16 protein-coding genes and 5 tRNA genes are annotated in these 20,052 nt (G+C 38.7%); 20 read left to right on the top strand and 1 reads right to left on the bottom strand.

What is annotated here, in order from left to right; translation table 11 throughout:
- The 20 genes from G440_RS0113165 to G440_RS0113060 form a co-directional block, all read left to right on the top strand.
- On the top strand, positions 1-530 hold a 530-nt coding region (locus G440_RS0113165), incomplete at its 5' end, for a T9SS type A sorting domain-containing protein (RefSeq protein WP_026451734.1).
- Between the two features lie 333 nt (positions 531-863).
- Positions 864-2,282: a carboxypeptidase-like regulatory domain-containing protein gene (locus G440_RS0113160; protein WP_026451733.1), complete on the top strand. Its 1,419-nt coding sequence runs from the start codon at positions 864-866 to the stop codon at positions 2,280-2,282.
- A gap of 87 nt (positions 2,283-2,369) precedes the next feature.
- A complete protein-coding gene (gene rpsU / locus G440_RS0113155) occupies positions 2,370-2,564 on the top strand; it encodes a 30S ribosomal protein S21 (protein WP_014782721.1) in 195 nt (64 codons plus the stop codon).
- Positions 2,565-2,792: 228 nt separating this feature from the next.
- The gene (locus G440_RS0113145) at positions 2,793-3,680 is read left to right on the top strand and encodes a tyrosine-type recombinase/integrase (protein ID WP_026451732.1); all 888 of its coding nucleotides are present in this window, start codon (positions 2,793-2,795) and stop codon (positions 3,678-3,680) included.
- Between the two features lie 58 nt (positions 3,681-3,738).
- Positions 3,739-4,041, top strand: a complete 303-nt coding sequence (hpf, locus tag G440_RS0113140; RefSeq protein WP_026451731.1) for a ribosome hibernation-promoting factor, HPF/YfiA family — start codon at positions 3,739-3,741, stop codon at positions 4,039-4,041.
- Between the two features lie 112 nt (positions 4,042-4,153).
- A tRNA-Thr gene (locus G440_RS0113135) sits at positions 4,154-4,227 on the top strand.
- Positions 4,228-4,316: 89 nt separating this feature from the next.
- A tRNA-Tyr gene (locus G440_RS0113130) sits at positions 4,317-4,398 on the top strand.
- 121 nt (positions 4,399-4,519) lie between these two features.
- Positions 4,520-4,592, top strand: a tRNA-Gly gene (locus tag G440_RS0113120).
- An 89-nt stretch (positions 4,593-4,681) separates the two neighbouring features.
- A tRNA-Thr gene (locus G440_RS0113115) sits at positions 4,682-4,753 on the top strand.
- A 54-nt stretch (positions 4,754-4,807) separates the two neighbouring features.
- Entirely contained in the window at positions 4,808-5,995 is a 1,188-nt protein-coding gene (gene tuf, locus G440_RS0113110; protein WP_026451730.1) for an elongation factor Tu, read from the top strand.
- A 180-nt stretch (positions 5,996-6,175) separates the two neighbouring features.
- Positions 6,176-6,248 (top strand) — tRNA-Trp (locus G440_RS0113105).
- A 63-nt stretch (positions 6,249-6,311) separates the two neighbouring features.
- Positions 6,312-6,500 (top strand): preprotein translocase subunit SecE, encoded by a 189-nt coding sequence (gene secE, locus G440_RS0113100; RefSeq protein WP_026451729.1) that lies wholly within the window; start codon positions 6,312-6,314, stop codon positions 6,498-6,500.
- Positions 6,501-6,503: 3 nt separating this feature from the next.
- Positions 6,504-7,058, top strand: coding sequence for a transcription termination/antitermination protein NusG (nusG, locus tag G440_RS0113095; RefSeq protein WP_026451728.1), 555 nt, complete (start codon positions 6,504-6,506; stop codon positions 7,056-7,058).
- A 64-nt stretch (positions 7,059-7,122) separates the two neighbouring features.
- Positions 7,123-7,560, top strand: a complete 438-nt coding sequence (gene rplK / locus G440_RS0113090; protein WP_026451727.1) for a 50S ribosomal protein L11 — start codon at positions 7,123-7,125, stop codon at positions 7,558-7,560.
- Between the two features lie 21 nt (positions 7,561-7,581).
- The gene (gene rplA / locus G440_RS0113085; RefSeq protein WP_026451726.1) at positions 7,582-8,277 is read left to right on the top strand and encodes a 50S ribosomal protein L1; all 696 of its coding nucleotides are present in this window, start codon (positions 7,582-7,584) and stop codon (positions 8,275-8,277) included.
- Between the two features lie 12 nt (positions 8,278-8,289).
- On the top strand, positions 8,290-8,811 hold the full coding sequence (gene rplJ, locus G440_RS0113080; RefSeq protein ID WP_026451725.1) for a 50S ribosomal protein L10: 522 nt from the start codon (positions 8,290-8,292) through the stop codon (positions 8,809-8,811).
- Positions 8,812-8,902: 91 nt separating this feature from the next.
- The gene (gene rplL / locus G440_RS0113075) at positions 8,903-9,277 is read left to right on the top strand and encodes a 50S ribosomal protein L7/L12 (protein WP_026451724.1); all 375 of its coding nucleotides are present in this window, start codon (positions 8,903-8,905) and stop codon (positions 9,275-9,277) included.
- A gap of 135 nt (positions 9,278-9,412) precedes the next feature.
- Positions 9,413-13,225 carry a DNA-directed RNA polymerase subunit beta gene (gene rpoB / locus G440_RS0113070; RefSeq protein ID WP_026451723.1) on the top strand — a complete coding sequence of 1,271 codons (3,813 nt, stop codon included), beginning with the start codon at positions 9,413-9,415 and terminating at the stop codon, positions 13,223-13,225.
- 89 nt (positions 13,226-13,314) lie between these two features.
- Entirely contained in the window at positions 13,315-17,613 is a 4,299-nt protein-coding gene (gene rpoC / locus G440_RS0113065) for a DNA-directed RNA polymerase subunit beta' (protein ID WP_211228198.1), read from the top strand.
- Positions 17,614-17,782: 169 nt separating this feature from the next.
- Positions 17,783-18,103 (top strand): DUF3467 domain-containing protein, encoded by a 321-nt coding sequence (locus G440_RS0113060; protein WP_026451721.1) that lies wholly within the window; start codon positions 17,783-17,785, stop codon positions 18,101-18,103.
- Positions 18,104-18,202: 99 nt separating this feature from the next.
- Here the strand turns inward: G440_RS0113060 and G440_RS0113055 are convergent, their stop codons facing one another.
- Complete coding sequence (locus tag G440_RS0113055; protein ID WP_034259519.1) at positions 18,203-19,816, bottom strand: peptide chain release factor 3; 1,614 nt, start codon at positions 19,814-19,816, stop codon at positions 18,203-18,205.
- Between the last annotated feature and the right edge of the window lie 236 nt (positions 19,817-20,052).

Raw genomic sequence — 20,052 nt, 5'->3', positions numbered from 1 at the left:
ACTACTATTCAGTATGGCTTGACTTTAACCAAGACGGATGTTTTGATGCAGATGAGCAAATTATCTGGAGCAATGATGTGATTTGGGGCGGCGGTATTCCAAACGGAGAAACCGGTGTTGTAGATGTGCCAATGACCTGGGAAGCTATGGCTCCTGGTACTTACCAAGCTAGAATCCGAAATAGTATGATGGATCATCCTATGGCTGAAGGTAATGGAGATGGAGAAGCAATAGACTTCACTATCGAAGTGATCAGTGAAGCGGATGCTCACAGGCTTTTAGGAGTAGAAAGTCAGGTATTTACCAATTTCACTTACTATCCAAACCCCGTTAAAGATCAGTTGACCCTGAATGCAAGCGCACCAATTGAGCAAGTTGATGTGTACAACCTGATCGGTCAAAAGGTCATTCAAAAGCAACCAAATGCTTTAGAAGCAAACATGGCTACTGACCAATTACAAGCTGGAGTTTATTTGATGAGCGTCACTATTGACGGTAGTCAGAAAACTTTCAGAGTGGTGAAAGAGTAAGTTTTAAAAATCCCTAATTGGATATTTATCCCCGTCTGCATGAGTTTATGTAGATGGGGATAATTTTTTGTGGTTAGAAGTGAGTTGTAAATTTTGAACTGCTTGATTTAGATCCTATTTTATTTATTCTGTAATAAGTATCCTTAAAAAGAGTTTTTATTTCTTGGGTTTTAGTAATATCTTTGTTTTGTAGCATATTCCTGTTTCTTATTTACATTAAAAACACTTTAAAACCAAATGATTCTCAAGGCTTATAGGCTACAATTTTAATTCCTTTTAGCCCCTAAATATCAGTTTTTTCAAGGTGCGAAACTCGAGAATCTAATTATGAGCATGAAGAACATCAAGAGAAGTCACTTTTTCACACTTTTAGTCTTTTTTATCGGCGCAACCACCATCGCCCAAACAGAGTTGAAGGGAAAAGTAGCGGACTTTTTAACCTATCAGCCCATTGAAAGTGCTAGTGTCTATATAAAAAACACTACGGTTGGTTCTATAACAAACGCAGATGGAAATTTTGTTTTAAAAGTGCCACAAAGATACTTGAGTGATACTTTGGTAATTTCTTCCATTGGTTATAAAAGTTTTAATGTAATAATAGCCGATTTTGAAAATGGCAACGATATATTTTTGGAGGAAGATGTGGCTTCATTAGATGAGGTAGTGATAGTTGCGGATCCGCGTCCTACAACAGGAAATGGGATTGTGCAAAAAGCTATTGAAAAACTGTCGAGCAATTTACCAGAACAAGCCTATCTTCTAAAAGGGTTTTTACGTCATAAAGAACGCAACAAGAAGGAGTATAAATGGCTGGTTGAAAGCGCAATTACATTATACGATTCTAGTTATGCCGCCGGTGCAAAAGATAACCTGAAAATAAATGTAGATGAAACGCGAAAAAGTTACGATTTAAGGGATATCGATAGTTTATTTACCTATTCGGCATATTTAAAAAGTATAGGCTCTAAAGCTGGAAATGTCAGTAGAAATTCCGTAAAAACTTCCGCATTAATTGATGCCATAAAGTGGAACGACAGCCGCGTAAATGGTTTGGATAATCTTTTTAAGGGGAAATTAAACCTAATCAGAAATAGCAATGTTACTGGTGCGCTATTGGGGAAGGATGTTTTGGAGAAGCACCAATTTCATCTGGACACTATTTTGGTTGACAACGGAAGAAAGCTCTATAAAATCAAAATTAGTAAAGGTGACGATTTTGTTGGATTAAATACTCCGGGCATTTATAATGAAGGCTTTGAACCTAAGGGATGGATCTATATTTATTATGATAATTACGCTATCAAAAAAGTGGAATATGAATTGATCGCTGGTTCCGATGTGCAGAAAAAGCGAAGCAAGAGTCTTTATGACACCCAGAATATCCATAAACTTACAATAACCTATAGGGAATATGACGGTAAAATGTATCCAAATTACATTTATTACGAAACTCCAAAACTGGTTAATATTGGGGATAGATCTTCCGATAGGTCAAAAACCGAATCTGAACCTGGTTTTGATAAGGGAGCACAATATTATTATACCATTCAAGAAATTTTGTTTAATGACATAATTCAGGATCCAGCACTTATACGTAAAGAGCTTCAGGAAAATGCTTGGTCTGCTGATATATTTTTAAGCAAACCTTATAATGCATCCTTTTGGAAAGATTATAATGTTTTGTTGGAAAGTAAAGAGGAGGAAAAGCTAATTCAAGACCTTTCTAAAAGAGCCTCTCTTTATAAAGAGTGATTATTTTTAAAATAACTCATAACTCATAACTCACAACTCATAACTTTTTCTATCTTTGCCGACTTAAAGAGAGGAGGTGATGACACTATGTTAATTATACCAGTTAAAGACGGAGAAAATATCGACAGAGCGCTAAAGCGTTTCAAGCGTAAGTTTGACCGTACAGGAACCATGCGCCAGCTACGTTCAAGACAAGCTTTTTCGAAGCCATCTGTTAAGAAAAGAGCGCAAATGCAAAAAGCGCAATACATCCAGAATCTTAGAGATCAGGAAGATATTTAATTAATTCCTGCAACAACGCGCGCTAAAGCTTTAGTGGTGGCGCAAGGCAGAAATCTTAAATTATACAAATCCGTTGGAATTTTTTCCAACGGATTTTTTTTATGATTAAAAGTTATTGGGTTGTTGAGTTATTAGGTTAATTTGTAAGTCTATTGCTCTAGCCCTAATGGGAGCCATGTTCACTCCCCTTTAGGAGCTGGGGGTAAAACCACAAACTACAAACCACAAATGTCCTTCTCCGTCTTTACAGATTATCTTCAACTAGAGAAAAAGTATTCACCACATACGGTGACCGCCTATTTGAGGGATTTGGAAGCGTTTGAAGCTTTTTCCTCTAAAGAGTATCAATATGCTGATATTGTAAATGTAAATTATTCCATAGTGCGAAGCTGGATTGTTAATTTGGTAGATTCGGGTATTTCAAACAGGACCGTAAACCGAAAGATTTCGTCTCTGAAAACATATTATAGGTTTCTTCTAAAGACGAAGCAGATAGAAATTAATCCTTTGGCCAAGCACAGGGCACTGAAAACTTCGAAAAAAATACAAGTGCCATTTTCCGAAAAGGAAATTTTCGGTGTCACAGAAATTTTAGGAATTCAAGATAACTTTGAGGGGATGCGCAACCTTCTGATAATTGAGTTGTTTTACGCAACGGGAATGCGAAGAGCAGAGTTGATAAACTTAAAGCTGGATGACGTTTCATACGCGCATAAAACGATCAAGGTCTTGGGTAAAAGAAACAAGGAGCGAATTATTCCTTTATTGCCCACCGTGATTCAAAGCCTAAGGGCATATTTACCGATGCGTGAAAAATTGGAAAGGATAAGCGACGCTGAATATTTATTTTTAACCGCCAAAGGGGTTAAAATATATGAAACTCTTGTCTATCGAATTATAAATACCTACTTTAGTAGAGCATCAGAAAAAGTAAAAAAAAGCCCGCATATTTTGCGGCATTCTTTTGCTACGCATCTTTTAAATGAAGGAGCGGATATTAACTCGGTAAAAGAACTCCTGGGGCATTCCAGTCTGGCTTCTACGCAAGTTTACACACAAAACAGTATATCCAAACTAAAGGAGGTTTATAAAAGTTCGCATCCACGTAATGAATAATTAGAGAGAAGCTTATGGCCTAAAAATACATATTACATTAATTTTAAAAATAGTATATATGAAAGTAAACGTACAGACTCCCAATTTTGCGGCAAAAGATGAATTATTAGAATTCGTTGAAAATAGATTATCTAAGCTGGAGCAGTTTTATGACAAGATAGTTTTTGCAGATGTTTTTTTGAAAGTTAAGAAGACGAGCGAGAAAGAAAATAAGGTTGTTGAGGTTTTGTTGAGTATCCCCGGTGATGAGGTGATGGTGAAAAAAGAAGCGAAAACTTTTGAAGAGGCTATAGATGAAGTAATAACCACTTTAGAAAGGCAGCTTAAAAAGCGAAAACAAAAACAAAAGGCATATTTGTAACATTTTTTTGAGAAAATGTTTTGTAGAAAAAATAAATTTTATACATTTGCAGTCCGTTAGAAATAGCGGACTTTTTTATGGGTCAGAAATGACCTCCGAAAAAGGCAAAAAAGCCGATGTAGCTCAGCTGGCTAGAGCAGCTGATTTGTAATCAGCAGGTCGTGGGTTCGAGTCCCTCTATCGGCTCTTTTAAAATTCAAGGTTTAAGATTCAAAGTTTAAAACTGAATCACTTAATTAACGTTGAATATTGAATTTGAAATATTGAATTAAATTGGGGAGATACTCAAGCGGCCAACGAGGGCAGACTGTAAATCTGCTGACTACGTCTTCGCAGGTTCGAATCCTGCTCTCCCCACAGATTTGAAAATTCCAATTTTCAAATACCAGGTTCCAAAAGGATTTGGGTCTAGAATTGGAAATGTTCTTAATTTTTTTTGGAATTTGGAATTTCCTTTATTTGGAATTTTCATAAAATTGCGGGAGTAGCTCAGTTGGTAGAGCGTCAGCCTTCCAAGCTGAATGTCGCCGGTTCGAACCCGGTCTCCCGCTCAAAATGAGTTTCAAGTTTCTCGTTTTATGTTACAGGTTTTTTTAATCTGAAACTTGAAACTTTAAACCTGAGGCTACAAACCGTAAAGGCCGATGTAGCTCAGGGGTAGAGCGTTTCCTTGGTAAGGAAGAGGTCATGGGTTCAATTCCCATCATTGGCTCTAGTTAGAATAAATTTGAACACTAATAATAACTAAGATTAAAATTAATACAAAATGGCAAAAGAAAAATTCGATCGGTCAAAACCACACTTGAATATTGGTACAATTGGACACGTAGATCACGGAAAAACAACTACGACTGCAGCTATTACTAAGGTGATGGCGGATGCAGGATTTTCTGCAGCAACATCATTTGATCAAATTGATAATGCGCCAGAAGAAAAAGAAAGAGGTATTACAATTAACTCTTCACACGTAGAATATCAAACAGCAAATCGTCACTACGCGCACGTTGACTGTCCTGGTCACGCGGATTACGTAAAGAACATGGTTACTGGTGCTGCCCAAATGGACGGTGCTATACTTGTGGTTGCTGCTACAGATGGTCCTATGCCACAAACACGTGAACACATTCTATTAGGTCGCCAGGTTGGTATTCCTAGAATTGTAGTGTTCATGAATAAAGTTGACTTAGTTGATGACGAAGAGTTATTAGAGTTGGTTGAAATGGAAATCCGTGACCTTCTTAGCTTTTACGAGTATGATGGTGATAATGGTCCTGTTGTTCAAGGTTCTGCTTTAGGTGCGCTTAATGGTGAGCAAAAATGGGTTGATGCGCTTCTTAAATTAATGGAAGAAGTTGATGCTTGGATTGAAGAGCCTGTTCGTGATGTTGAGAAGCCTTTCTTGATGCCTATTGAAGATGTTTTCTCTATTACTGGTCGTGGAACTGTTGCTACAGGTCGTATCGAAACTGGTATTGCTAAAACTGGAGATCCAGTTGAGATCATCGGTATGGGAGCTGAAAAATTAACTTCTACTATTACTGGTATTGAAATGTTCCGCCAAATCCTTGATAGAGGTGAAGCTGGAGATAATGCTGGTATCTTGTTAAGAGGTATTGAAAAAACACAGATTACTAGAGGTATGGTTATTGTAAAGCCTGGATCTGTAACACCACACGCTAAATTCAAAGCTGAGGTTTATATTCTTAAAAAAGAAGAAGGTGGTCGTCACACTCCATTTCATAACAACTACCGTCCTCAGTTCTACGTTCGTACAACTGATGTAACTGGAACAATCATGCTTCCAGAAGGTGTTGAAATGGTGATGCCTGGTGATAACTTAACTATTCACGTTGAATTGCTTCAGTCTATTGCAATGAATGTAGGTCTTCGTTTCGCGATTCGTGAAGGTGGACGTACTGTAGGTGCAGGTCAGGTAACTGAAATTTTAGACTAATTATCTTATAATTAAAAGTGCTAGGTGTCCCGAATTTACTTCGGGATACCTTGGCTTTTAAAGAAGGTTTTGCTCTATTAAGAGTTTAATAGCCTATTCAGAAATCAATCGATTTTTTTTTACTTTGAAATCTGAATACCAATATTTATAATTCTGAATTCACAATTCTGAATTTAATATACGGGTTTAGCTCAGTTGGTAGAGCACTGGTCTCCAAAACCAGGTGTCGTGAGTTCGAGTCTCTCAACCCGTGCTACATTCCTGCGGAGGTAGGAACCTCTCAGTCTTGAGGAAAAAACATTAATATTACTACAAAATGGTAAACTATATTACAGAATCTTACAAAGAACTTAGAAATCACGTTACTTGGCCTACGTGGGCAGAAGCGCAGAAACTTACAGTGGTTGTTGCAGTATTTTCTATTGTATTGGCCTTGGCTGTTTGGGGTGTCGATACTGTCTTCAGCAAAGTGGTAGGTTTATATTTTGATTGGATCAAGTCCTAAGCAATGACCGAAACAACAGATACAAAAAAATGGTATGTAGTCCGATCAGTTAGCGGGCAGGAGAACAAGATAAAGTCTTATATCGAAAGTGATATAAAACGCTTGGAACTTGAAGACTATATTGATGAGGTGCTAGTTCCTACAGAAAAGGTTATACAGATCCGTAACGGAAAGAAGGTGAACAAGGAACGTGTTTATTTCCCTGGTTATATTATGGTAAAGGCGAATTTGAGTGGAGAAGTCCCTCACATCATTAAGTCAATTAATGGTGTTATTGGCTTTTTAGGTGAAGTGAAAGGTGGAGAACCTGTGCCGCTTAGACCGTCTGAAGTAAATAGAATGTTAGGAAAAGTAGATGAGCTTTCTGTGAAAGATGACAGTGTGAGCATTCCTTTCGTAATTGGAGAAACTGTAAAAGTTATAGACGGACCGTTTAACGGATTTAACGGTACTGTAGAAAAAATAAATGAAGAAAAACGCAAGCTTGAAGTGATGGTGAAAATCTTTGGAAGAAAAACACCGTTGGAGTTGAGTTATATGCAAGTAGAAAAAGTTTAATTGTTACGCTTAATAGGTTTTTTCAGAGGCTTCCACTTTTGAAGAACCACACAAAAATTTAGAAATGGCAAAAGAAATTAGTAAAGTAGTTAAGTTGCAAGTTCGCGGGGGTGCTGCTAATCCATCACCACCAGTTGGGCCTGCTCTTGGTGCTGCCGGTGTTAATATCATGGAGTTCTGTAAGCAGTTTAATGCTAGAACTCAAGATAAGCAAGGAAAAGTATTGCCAGTAGCGATCACGGTTTTTAAAGACAAGTCTTTTGATTTTGTTATTAAAACGCCACCCGCTGCAGTTCAAATACTAGAAGCTGCAAAGGCAAAGAAAGGCTCCGGTGAACCACATGCAAAAAAAGTAGCCACAATCTCTTGGGACCAAATTAAGGCAATCGCGGAAGATAAAATGCCCGATCTTAATGCATTTACCGTTGAGTCTGCTATGAAAATGGTAGCAGGTACTGCACGTTCTATGGGAGTTAAAGTAAAAGGTGATGCACCTTTTTAATCTGAAAAAAGAATCTATAAAATGGCACGATTAACTAAAAAGCAAAAGGAGGCTAAACTACAGGTAGAGGATAGAACCTATACCGTAGCCGAAGCTTCTGCTTTAATAAAAGAAATCACCAGCGTAAAGTTTGATGCTTCCGTAGACCTTGCAATTCGTCTTAACGTGGATCCACGTAAAGCGAACCAAATGGTTAGGGGCGTTGTTACTCTTCCCCACGGAACAGGTAAGGACGTAAAAGTGTTGGCATTGGTAACTCCAGATAAGGAAGCCGAAGCTAAAGAAGCAGGAGCAGACTACGTTGGTCTTGATGAGTACCTCGATAAGATAAAAGGAGGATGGACAGATGTTGACGTCATTGTAACTATGCCAAGCGTTATGGGTAAATTAGGTCCTTTAGGACGCATCTTAGGCCCTCGTGGTTTGATGCCAAACCCAAAAACAGGTACAGTAACTATGGACGTTGCTAAAGCGGTTTCAGATGTAAAAGCTGGTAAGATCGACTTTAAAGTGGATAAAACTGGTATCGTTCATGCGGCAATAGGAAAAGCATCTTTTGATGCAGATAAAATTGCTGGAAACGCAAGAGAATTATTAACAACCCTCGTTAAACTAAAGCCACAGGCTTCAAAAGGTGTTTACATAAAGAGTATCTATATGTCGAGCACAATGAGCCCTGGTGTGGAAGTAGATACCAAAAGGTTTACTGAGCAGTAAAAACTGGAAATTATGACTAGAGAAGAGAAATCACAAGTAATTGAAACGTTAACTGCGCAGTTGTCTGATAATGCTAATATTTATTTAGCAGATATTTCAGGCCTTAACGCAGGACACACTACCAACCTACGCCGCGCTTGCTTTAAAGCAGGAGTTCAGTTGGCCGTAGTTAAGAATACATTGCTTAAAAAAGCAATGGAGAGTTCAGATAAGGACTTTGGTGAATTGACAGAGATACTTAAAGGAAATACTTCTATAATGTTTTCTGAAACAGGTAATGCACCTGCCAAAGTAATTAAGGAATTTAGAAAAAAATCTGACAAGCCTCTTTTGAAAGGAGCCTACATCCAAGAGTCAATTTACGTTGGCGATAATCAATTGGATAGTTTGGTTGAGCTTAAATCTAAGGACGAACTTGTTGGAGAAATTATCGGGTTGTTGCAATCGCCTGCTAAAAATGTTATTTCTGCTCTTAAGAGTGGGGGTAGCACAATCGCTGGCCTTGTTAAAACCTTATCCGAAAGAGAAGGATAAAAAATCCAAAGAGTCTCTTAGAGAGATTTGGAGGACTAAACATTGCACTAATTAATTTATATAAACACAATTATTTTTAAAAACGATAGAAATGGCAGATTTGAAAGATTTCGCAGAAAAATTAGTTAACTTAACTGTAAAAGAAGTTAATGAGTTAGCTACAATATTAAAAGACGAGTATGGTATCGAGCCTGCTGCTGCTGCTGTTGCAGTTGCTGCTGGTGGTGCTGCTGGTGGTGAAGAAGTTGAAGAGCAATCAGAATTCGATGTAATTCTTAAAGCTGCAGGTGCTTCTAAATTAGCAGTTGTAAAACTAGTTAAGGAATTAACTGGTGCTGGTCTTAAAGATGCAAAAGAATTAGTTGATAGCGCTCCTTCTCCAATAAAAGAAGGTGTGACTAAAGATGAAGCTGAGGCTTTAAAAGCACAACTAGAAGAAGCTGGAGCAGAGGTTGAGCTTAAGTAAGCTTCCAGAGTTCCAAACCCTTAGGTTTAGGTCTTCCAGATAGTTCTGGAAAGGCCTAAACCATTTTGCGTATATAATGGTTAATACCTTTTTATACGATTTTCAATTTCATTTTAATTAAAATTCCGTCCATAGATGTCAGCAACGCAAACTGAAAGATTGAATTTTTCCTCTGTAAAAAATAAGCCGGATTATCCGGACTTTTTGGACATTCAGATTAAATCCTTTCAGGATTTTTTCCAGTTGGAAACCAAGTCAGAAGAAAGAGGCCAAGAGGGCTTGTACAAAACCTTTTTGGAAAATTTCCCAATTACCGATACTCGCAACCAATTCGTTTTAGAGTTTTTAGACTATTTCGTAGATCCACCAAGATATTCCATCCAGGAGTGTATTGAACGTGGTTTAACGTATAGTGTGCCTCTTAAAGCGCGGTTGAAACTATACTGTACCGATGCAGAGCACGAAGATTTTGAAACAATCGTGCAAGATGTGTATCTAGGTACAATTCCTTACATGACGCCAAGTGGTACTTTCTGTATCAATGGAGCGGAACGTGTTGTTGTTTCTCAACTACACCGTTCGCCAGGTGTTTTCTTTGGTCAATCTTTCCACGCAAATGGAACTAAACTTTACTCGGCTCGTGTGATCCCTTTTAAAGGTTCTTGGATTGAGTTTGCCACAGACATCAACAGCGTAATGTATGCTTACATAGACCGTAAGAAAAAGTTACCTGTTACTACACTTTTCCGAGCCATCGGTTTTGAAAGGGATAAGGATATTCTTGAAATATTTGACCTTGCAGAAGAAGTTAAGGCATCAAAAACAGGACTTAAAAAATATATTGGCCGTAAACTGGCTGCTCGTGTACTGAAAACTTGGCACGAGGATTTTGTGGATGAAGATACAGGGGAAGTTGTTTCCATAGAGCGTAATGAAATTATTTTAGACCGTGATACCGTTCTTGAAAAAGAGCATATCGATGAAATCATCGATTCCGGTTCTAAAACTGTTTTGCTACACAAAGAGGAAAACTTGTTGGCGGATTATTCTATTATTCACAACACACTACAAAAAGATCCTACCAACTCTGAAAAAGAAGCGGTAGAACATATATATAGACAATTACGTAACGCTGAACCACCAGATGAGGAAACTGCGCGTGGTATTATCCACAAGCTTTTCTTCAGCGACCAAAGATATAATCTTGGGGAAGTAGGTCGTTACAGAATGAACAAAAAACTAGGTCTTGATATCGCAATGGACAAGCAAGTGCTTACCAAGGAAGATATTATTACCATCGTTAAATATTTGATCGAGCTTATCAACTCTAAAGCTGAAATTGATGATATTGATCACCTTAGTAACCGTCGTGTACGTACGGTAGGTGAGCAATTGTCACAACAGTTTGGTGTTGGTCTTGCCCGTATGGCGCGTACCATTCGCGAACGTATGAACGTTCGTGATAATGAGGTGTTTACACCTATTGATTTGATTAACGCGAAGACACTTTCTTCTGTTATCAATTCGTTTTTCGGTACCAACCAGCTTTCACAATTTATGGACCAGACAAACCCACTGGCAGAGATCACGCACAAGCGTCGTCTTTCTGCACTTGGGCCAGGAGGTCTATCTCGTGAAAGAGCAGGTTTTGAGGTTCGTGATGTTCACTACACCCACTACGGAAGATTATGCCCTATTGAAACTCCAGAAGGACCAAACATTGGTTTGATCTCTTCACTTGCCGTTTATGCGAAGGTTAATAACCTTGGCTTTATTGAAACGCCATACCGAAAAGTAAATGACGGGAAAATCGACTTTAAAAATGAACCTATCTATCTTTCTGCAGAAGAGGAAGAAGATATGCACATTGCACAGGCTAACATTCCGCTGACTGATAAAGGTGCTATTGATACCGATAAGGTTATTGCACGTATGGAAGGTGACTTCCCGCTTGTTGAACCTACCGTGTTGAACTATGCGGATGTTGCGCCAAACCAAATTGCATCTATTTCGGCTTCCTTGATTCCTTTCTTGGAGCATGATGATGCTAACCGTGCACTGATGGGATCTAACATGATGCGTCAGGCCGTACCTTTATTGATTGCAGATTCGCCAATTGTTGGAACTGGTCTTGAAAGACAAGTTGCTTCAGATAGCCGTGTTCTTATCAATGCAGAGGGAGATGGTGTTGTGGAATATGTAGATGCAAATGAAATCACTATTAAATATGACCGTACCGAAGAAGCGCGTATGGTTAGTTTTGATAGCGATTCCAAAACATATCAATTAGTAAAATTCAGAAAAACAAACCAAGGTACTTCTATTAACCTAAAACCTATTGTTAGCAGAGGTGATAGAGTTAAAAAAGGACAAGTGCTTTGTCAAGGTTATGCTACTGAAAAAGGAGAACTTGCTCTTGGACGAAACATGAAGGTTGCCTTTATGCCTTGGAAAGGTTATAACTTTGAGGATGCGATCGTTATTTCTGAAAAAGTGGTTCGTGAAGATATTTTTACTTCTATCCACGTGGATGAATACTCATTGGAAGTTCGTGATACCAAATTAGGTAACGAAGAATTGACAAATGATATTCCAAACGTTTCGGAAGAAGCTACCAAAGATTTGGATGAACACGGAATGATCCGTATTGGTGCCGAGGTAAAACCTGGCGATATCCTTATCGGGAAAATTACTCCAAAAGGAGAAAGCGATCCAACTCCAGAAGAAAAACTGCTTCGCGCTATTTTTGGTGATAAAGCAGGTGATGTTAAAGATGCTTCGCTTAAAGCTTCGCCTTCTTTAAACGGTGTGGTAATAGACAAGAAATTGTTTGCCCGTGCTATTAAAGATAAACGTAAGCGTGCGAAAGACAAAGAAGACATTGCAGAACTTGAGGCAAAATACGAAGCGAAATTTGTTGCACTTCAAGATGTGTTAGTTGAAAAGCTATTCACTATTGTAGGAGGAAAAACTGCACAAGGTATAAACAATGACCTGGGTGAAATAGTGTTCCCAAAAGGGAAAAAGTTCACCTTGAAAATGCTTCACTCTGTTGATGACTACACCCACTTAATTGGTGGTACTTGGACTACAGATGATGATACCAATGTGTTGGTGGCAGATTTGTTACACAACTATAAAATTAAAGAAAACGATTTACAAGGAAACTTACGTCGTGAGAAGTTTACCATCTCTGTTGGAGATGAGCTTCCATCAGGAATTCTGAAACTTGCAAAGGTTTATATCGCTAAAAAGCGTAAACTGAAAGTAGGGGACAAGATGGCGGGACGTCACGGAAACAAAGGTATTGTTGCACGTATTGTACGTGAGGAAGATATGCCTTTCCTTGAAGATGGAACTCCTGTAGATATCGTGTTGAACCCACTTGGGGTACCATCGCGTATGAACATTGGACAAATTTATGAAACCGTTCTTGGATGGGCTGGACAGAAGTTAGGTCGCAAATTTGCAACCCCAATTTTTGACGGTGCAGTTATAGACCAGATCAATGAATATACGGATGAAGCTGGAATACCAAGATTTGGACATACTTATTTATTTGATGGTGGAACTGGTAAGCGTTTTGATCAACCTGCTACGGTAGGGATCATCTATATGCTGAAACTAGGCCATATGGTAGATGATAAGATGCACGCGCGTTCCATTGGACCGTACTCACTTATTACGCAACAGCCGCTTGGTGGTAAAGCCCAATTTGGTGGTCAGCGTTTTGGAGAGATGGAAGTTTGGGCCTTGGAAGCTTATGGCGCATCTAGCACGCTTAGAGAAATATTGACTGTTAAATCTGATGATGTTATTGGTAGAGCGAAAACCTACGAGGCAATCGTAAAAGGGGAAACTATGCCGGAACCAGGATTACCAGAATCTTTCAACGTACTTATGCACGAATTGAAAGGATTGGGTCTTGACATTAGATTAGAGGAATAGAAATTCCCGCGCAAGCGGGAATCTCATAATTCTTTCAGAAATCATTTTTATGGTTTCAATCATAACAACAAAGTTTATTTTAAATCATGATGAACAGAAATAAAGAAAACACAGTAAAGAAATTTGACAAAATTTCTATCGGGTTAGCTTCTCCTGAATCCATTTTAGCGGAATCACGTGGGGAAGTATTAAAACCTGAAACAATAAACTACCGTACGCACAAGCCTGAGCGTGACGGGCTTTTCTGTGAGCGCATATTTGGTCCTGTAAAGGATTATGAGTGTGCCTGTGGTAAATATAAAAGAATCCGCTACAAAGGTATCGTTTGTGACCGTTGTGGTGTGGAAGTAACGGAGAAGAAAGTACGTCGTGACCGTGTGGGGCATATCAATTTGGTGGTTCCTGTGGCGCATATTTGGTACTTCCGTAGTCTTCCGAACAAAATAGGTTATCTTCTTGGATTACCTTCCAAGAAACTGGATATGATTATTTACTATGAACGTTATGTAGTAATTCAGCCAGGTATTGCAAAATACGAAGGTGGTGAAACAGTGAACAAATTGGACTTCCTTACTGAGGAAGAATATCTTGCCGTTCTAGATACACTTCCGCAGGAAAACCAATATTTGGAAGAAAGCGATCCAAATAAATTTATTGCGAAGATGGGCGCTGAATGTTTGATTGATTTGCTTCAAAGAATCGACCTTAATGAGCTTTCATACACCCTTCGTCACAAAGCAAATAACGAAACCTCAAAACAACGTAAAACGGAGGCGTTAAAACGTCTTCAAGTTGTAGAAGCACTTCGTGATGCAAACAAAAACCGCGAAAACAAAGCCGAGTGGATGATTATGAAAGTAGTTCCGGTAATTCCACCAGAGCTACGTCCATTGGTGCCGCTTGATGGTGGTCGTTTCGCAACTTCAGATTTAAATGATTTATACCGTCGTGTAATCATCCGTAATAACCGTTTGAAGCGATTGATGGAGATTAAAGCTCCAGAAGTAATCCTTCGTAACGAAAAACGTATGCTTCAGGAATCGGTAGATTCATTGTTTGACAACACGCGTAAATCTTCAGCAGTAAAAACAGATAGCAACCGTCCGTTGAAATCACTTTCAGATTCATTGAAAGGGAAACAAGGTCGTTTCCGTCAAAACTTGCTTGGTAAACGTGTAGATTATTCCGCTCGTTCAGTAATTGTTGTTGGACCGGAATTGAAATTGTTTGAATGCGGTATTCCAAAAGATATGGCAGCCGAACTTTACAAACCTTTCGTAATTCGTAAATTGATTGAAAGAGGGATTGTAAAAACCGTAAAATCTGCAAAGAAAATAATAGATAAAAAGGAGCCTGTAGTTTGGGATATTCTTGAAAATGTATTGAAAGGTCACCCAGTTATGCTTAACCGGGCCCCAACTTTGCACAGACTAGGTATTCAAGCTTTCCAGCCTAAATTGATTGAAGGTAAGGCGATCCAACTGCACCCATTGGTATGTACCGCATTTAACGCGGATTTTGATGGTGACCAGATGGCGGTACACCTTCCACTTGGGCCAGAGGCTATTTTGGAATGTCAACTTTTGATGCTTGCATCACACAACATTTTGAACCCTGCAAACGGTTCGCCAGTTGCAGTACCTTCACAGGATATGGTTTTGGGTCTTTATTATATGACCAAATTGAAAAAAACCATGGGCGATGTTGTGGTGAAAGGCGAAGGGATTACTTTCTATTCTGCTGAAGAAGCTATTATTGCCTACAACGAAGGGCAAGTAGATTTGAACGCCGAAATAAAAATAAGAACTCAGGACTTCAATGAAGAAGGGCAGTTGACAATGCAAATTATCACTACCACTTTAGGAAGAGTACTGTTTAATGAAAAGGTTCCTGTAGAAGCTGGATTTATAAACGAAGTATTGACTAAAAAGTCGCTTCGTGATATTATTGGTAAAATTTTAAAAGTTACTAATGTTCCTACTACTTCAGATTTCCTTGATGAAATAAAAACATTAGGATATAAATTCGCTTTTGAAGGTGGATTATCCTTTAGTTTAGGTGATATTATTATCCCACCAGAAAAGCAGTCTATGATTGATAGCGCCAACACACAAGTTGACGGTATTATCAATAGCTACAATATGGGGCTTATTACCAACAACGAACGTTACAACCAAGTTATTGATATTTGGACTGCAACCAACGCTGAACTTACGGAACTTTCTATGAAACGTATTCGTGAAGATAAGCAAGGTTTCAACTCTGTGTATATGATGCTTGATTCTGGTGCGAGGGGCTCTAAGGAACAAATCCGTCAGCTAACAGGTATGCGTGGATTGATGGCAAAACCGAAGAAATCTAACTCCGGAGGTGGTGAGATTATTGAGAACCCGATTCTTTCTAACTTTAAGGAAGGTCTTTCAATTCTTGAGTACTTTATCTCTACCCACGGTGCGCGTAAGGGACTTGCAGATACCGCTCTTAAAACTGCGGATGCGGGTTATCTAACTCGTAGATTGGTTGACGTTTCGCAAGATGTTATCATAAATGAAGAAGACTGTGGCACATTGCGTGGAATAGAAGTTTCATCATTGAAAAAAAATGAAGAAGTTGTTGAAACTTTGGGTGCGCGAATTGTTGGGCGTATTGCGCTTAATGATATTATAGACCCACTTACCAAAGAAGTAATGGCACATGCCGGCGATCATATTTCGGAAGAAATAGCGGCGGCTGTTGAGAAGTCACCGTTGGACACTGTAGAAGTCCGTTCAGCACTTACTTGTGAGGCTAAAAAAGGAATTTGTTCACAATGCTACGGAAGAAACCTTGCAACCAATAAAATGGTTCAGCGTGGGGAAGCCGTTGGAGTTGTTGCAGCACAATCCATTGGAGAGCCAGGTACTCAGCTTACACTTCGTACGTTCCACGTTGGAGGTATTGCAGGGAACATTTCTGAAGATAATAAGTTGGTCGTTAAATTTGACGGTAAAGCTGAAATTGAAGATCTTAAAACTGTTAAAGGTGAAGATAATCAAGGAAAAGCAGTTGATATTGTTATTTCCCGTACTTCAGAATTGAAGTTGGTTGATAAGAAAACAGGAATTACATTAAGTACTAACAACATCCCTTACGGTTCTTCACTATTTGTGAAAGATGGTGATAGCCTAACTGCTGGTGATGTAGTTTGTTCTTGGGATCCATACAACGGTGTTATTATTTCAGAATTTGCTGGAAAAATCAAATATGAAAACATTGTTCAAGGGGTAACATATCAAGTTGAAATTGATGAACAAACAGGTTTCCAAGAAAAAGTAATTTCTGAATCAAGAGATAAAAAACGAATTCCTACGCTATTGATTTTAGGTAAAAAAGACGAAGTAATTCGTTCTTATAACTTACCAGTTGGCGCACACATTATGGTGGACGACAATGATAAAATCAAAATAGGCAAGGTACTTGTGAAAATACCACGTAAATCTGCGAAAGCGGGTGATATTACTGGAGGTCTTCCACGAGTTACTGAACTATTTGAAGCGCGTAACCCTTCAAATCCAGCTGTTGTAAGTGAGATTGATGGTGTTGTTTCCTTCGGAAAAATAAAACGTGGTAACCGTGAGATTATCGTAGAGTCCAAATTGGGCGAATTGAAAAAGTACTTGGTTAAATTATCTAGCCAGATTCTAGTTCAAGAAAACGATTATGTTCGTGCAGGTATGCCACTTTCTGACGGTTCAATTACTCCGGAAGATATCCTTCGTATCAAAGGCCCATCAGCAGTACAGCAATATCTTGTGAACGAAGTTCAGGAGGTTTACCGTCTGCAAGGGGTGAAAATCAACGACAAGCACTTTGAAGTGGTTGTTCGCCAGATGATGCGTAAGGTGCGAATCCAAGATCCGGGAGATACTACTTTCCTTGAAGATCAATTGGCTCATAAAGATGATTTCATCGAAGACAACGATAAAATCTTCGGAATGAAAGTTGTTACTAACGCCGGTGATTCAGCTAACTTGAAAGAAGGACAAATTCTTTCGTCACGTGAACTTCGCGATGAAAACTCATTGTTGAGAAGAAATGATAAAGAACTTGTAGAAGCGCGTGATGCGGTTTCTGCAACAGCTACTCCAGTACTTCAAGGTATTACGAGAGCATCGTTACAGACCAAATCATTCATTTCTGCGGCTTCCTTCCAGGAAACTACCAAAGTATTAAACGAAGCGGCAGTAGCTGGTAAAGTTGATACCTTGGAAGGCTTGAAAGAAAACGTAATTGTAGGGCATAAAATACCAGCCGGAACCGGTATGCGTAGATATGACACTATAATTGTGGGGTCTAAACAAGAGCTTGAAGAAATGAATCGCATTAAGCAAGAAGTAAATTATAATTAAAAAGGTACTTTTGGTTTCGCTCATTGACAATACGTGTTGAGCGATTCCGAAAACTAGTTTGTAAATACCAAAGAATCCCACTATATTTGTGGGATTCTTCTTTTAGTATTAGGATCAACGTCAAATGGTTCAAAGTCTAAAATCTCATCTCTAAAATATAAAATCTATCATGTCAGATCAAAAAAAAGCACAACCTAAACAAAACCAGATAAACATTGAATTGGATGAAAGCGTAGGTCAAGGTACTTACAGTAACCTCGCTATTATCAATCATTCCGTTTCTGAATTTGTGGTAGATTTTGTAACTATAATGCCCGGGATTCCGAAGAGCAAAGTGAAGTCTAGAATTATCTTGACACCGCAACACGCAAAGCGGTTTCTGAAAGCATTGAATGACAATGTTAAAAGATTTGAAAACGCTCACGGCGAAATAAAGGATTATGAGCAACCGCCACTCCCTTTAAACTTTGGCCCTACGGGCGAAGCATAAAAGCATAAAAAAGCCTCGAAATTTTCGAGGCTTTTTTATGCTCAAATCCCAAATTCCAAATAAAAATTTAGGCGCGAGATGTACCGTGGGCCTACATTTTTATTTCCCCCCTTTGGGGGCTAGGGGGCTAAACTCACTAACAAGATGAAGTTTCACATTCGGATATTTTGACTGTGTCATTTGAAACGTAAACGCAGAATCAGCAAAGAACACCAATTGTCCGCGTTTGTCCTTTGCCAAATATTTCGCTTTTACCCTTTTAAATTCGGCAAACTCTTCACTTTTTGGATCTTTCGCTTCAACCCAGAAAGCTTTGTGAACATTTAGGTTTTCATAGGAACAACTTGCACCATATTCGTGCTCCAAACGGTATTGGATTACTTCAAACTGAAGCGCACCAACGGTTCCAATTACTTTTCTTCCATTTAATTCTAAAGTAAAAAGTTGCGCTACCCCTTCATCCATCAATTGATCAATCCCCTTTTCAAGCTGCTTGCTTTTCATTGGATCGGCATTGTTGATATACTTAAAGTGTTCTGGTGAAAAGCTCGGAATACCTCTGTATTGCATTTCTTCGCCTTCAGTTAAAGTATCACCAATCTTAAAGTTTCCAGTATCGTGAAGCCCTACGATGTCACCAGGATACGATACATCTACAATTTGTTTCTTTTCAGCAAAGAAAGCGTTGGGGCTACTGAATTTCATTTTCTTCCCATTGCGTACGTGGAGATAAGGTGAGTTGCGTTCAAAGGTTCCGGATACAATTTTTACAAAAGCTAAACGGTCGCGGTGTTTGGGATCCATGTTTGCGTGAATTTTAAATACAAAACCTGAAAACTCATTTTCATCAGGCTTTACCAAACGGGTATTGCTTTCTTTTGGACGCGGAGTTGGTGCTATTTCTACAAAACAATCCAACAACTCACGGACTCCAAAGTTATTTAAAGCCGAACCAAAAAATACAGGTTGTAGATTGCCTTCTAGATATTCTTTCCCATCAAAATCGGGATAAACCTCGTGAACTAGTTCCAGTTCCTCCCGAAGTGTTTCGGCAGCTTTGGCACCAATTAGTTTTTCTAGTTCTGGACTATTTAAGTCTTCGATCTCTATGGTTTCTTCAATATCTTTTCTGCTATCTCCACTAAAGAGATTGATGTTCTTTTCCCAAACATTATAAATTCCTTTAAAATCATATCCCATACCAATGGGAAAGCTCAACGGAGTTACTCGAAGATGCAACTTCTGTTCAATCTCATCCAGCAAATCGAATGCGTCCCGGCCTTCACGATCTAATTTATTGATAAAAATAATCATTGGAATGTTCCGCATTCTACAAACTTCAACGAGCTTTTCTGTTTGCTCCTCGACTCCTTTGGCAACGTCAATAACTACAATTACACTATCAACAGCGGTTAAGGTTCTAAAAGTGTCTTCGGCAAAATCCTTATGTCCAGGTGTGTCTAGGATGTTTATTTTAATGCCTTCATATTCAAAGGCTAAAACGGAGGTAGCTACAGAAATTCCACGTTGGCGCTCTATTTCCATAAAGTCACTGGTGGCGCCTTTTTTAACCTTATTGTTTTTTACCGCCCCAGCTTCGTTAATAGCCCCTCCAAAAAGTAGCAATTTTTCGGTAAGGGTCGTTTTACCAGCATCTGGATGGGCAATAATGCCAAAAGTTCTTCTTCGTTTTATTTCTTTCTGTAAAGACATATATTTTTTTGTGTATAGGCTTGCAAAGATAAAGCTTGTTATTGGAGTAATAAACTCATAATGCAGCAAAAATTTGTGCTATCTTTTTAAGAAATACCATTAGATTTTTAATCTAATGAATAAATATTAAGTGTTGAAATGATACATAATCTGCCATTTTATGTCTTACAATGCCGCCCCTAAATTTTGACGACATTACCAAACACTAGGCTGGTATGCTTAAAAATGCAGAATAA

It is taken from the genome of Aequorivita capsosiphonis DSM 23843 (genome assembly GCF_000429125.1).
GTDB classification, from domain to species: domain Bacteria; phylum Bacteroidota; class Bacteroidia; order Flavobacteriales; family Flavobacteriaceae; genus Aequorivita; species Aequorivita capsosiphonis.
Note: the sequence above shows the minus strand (reverse complement) of the source record. Positions and strands in the feature narration are given on the sequence as shown.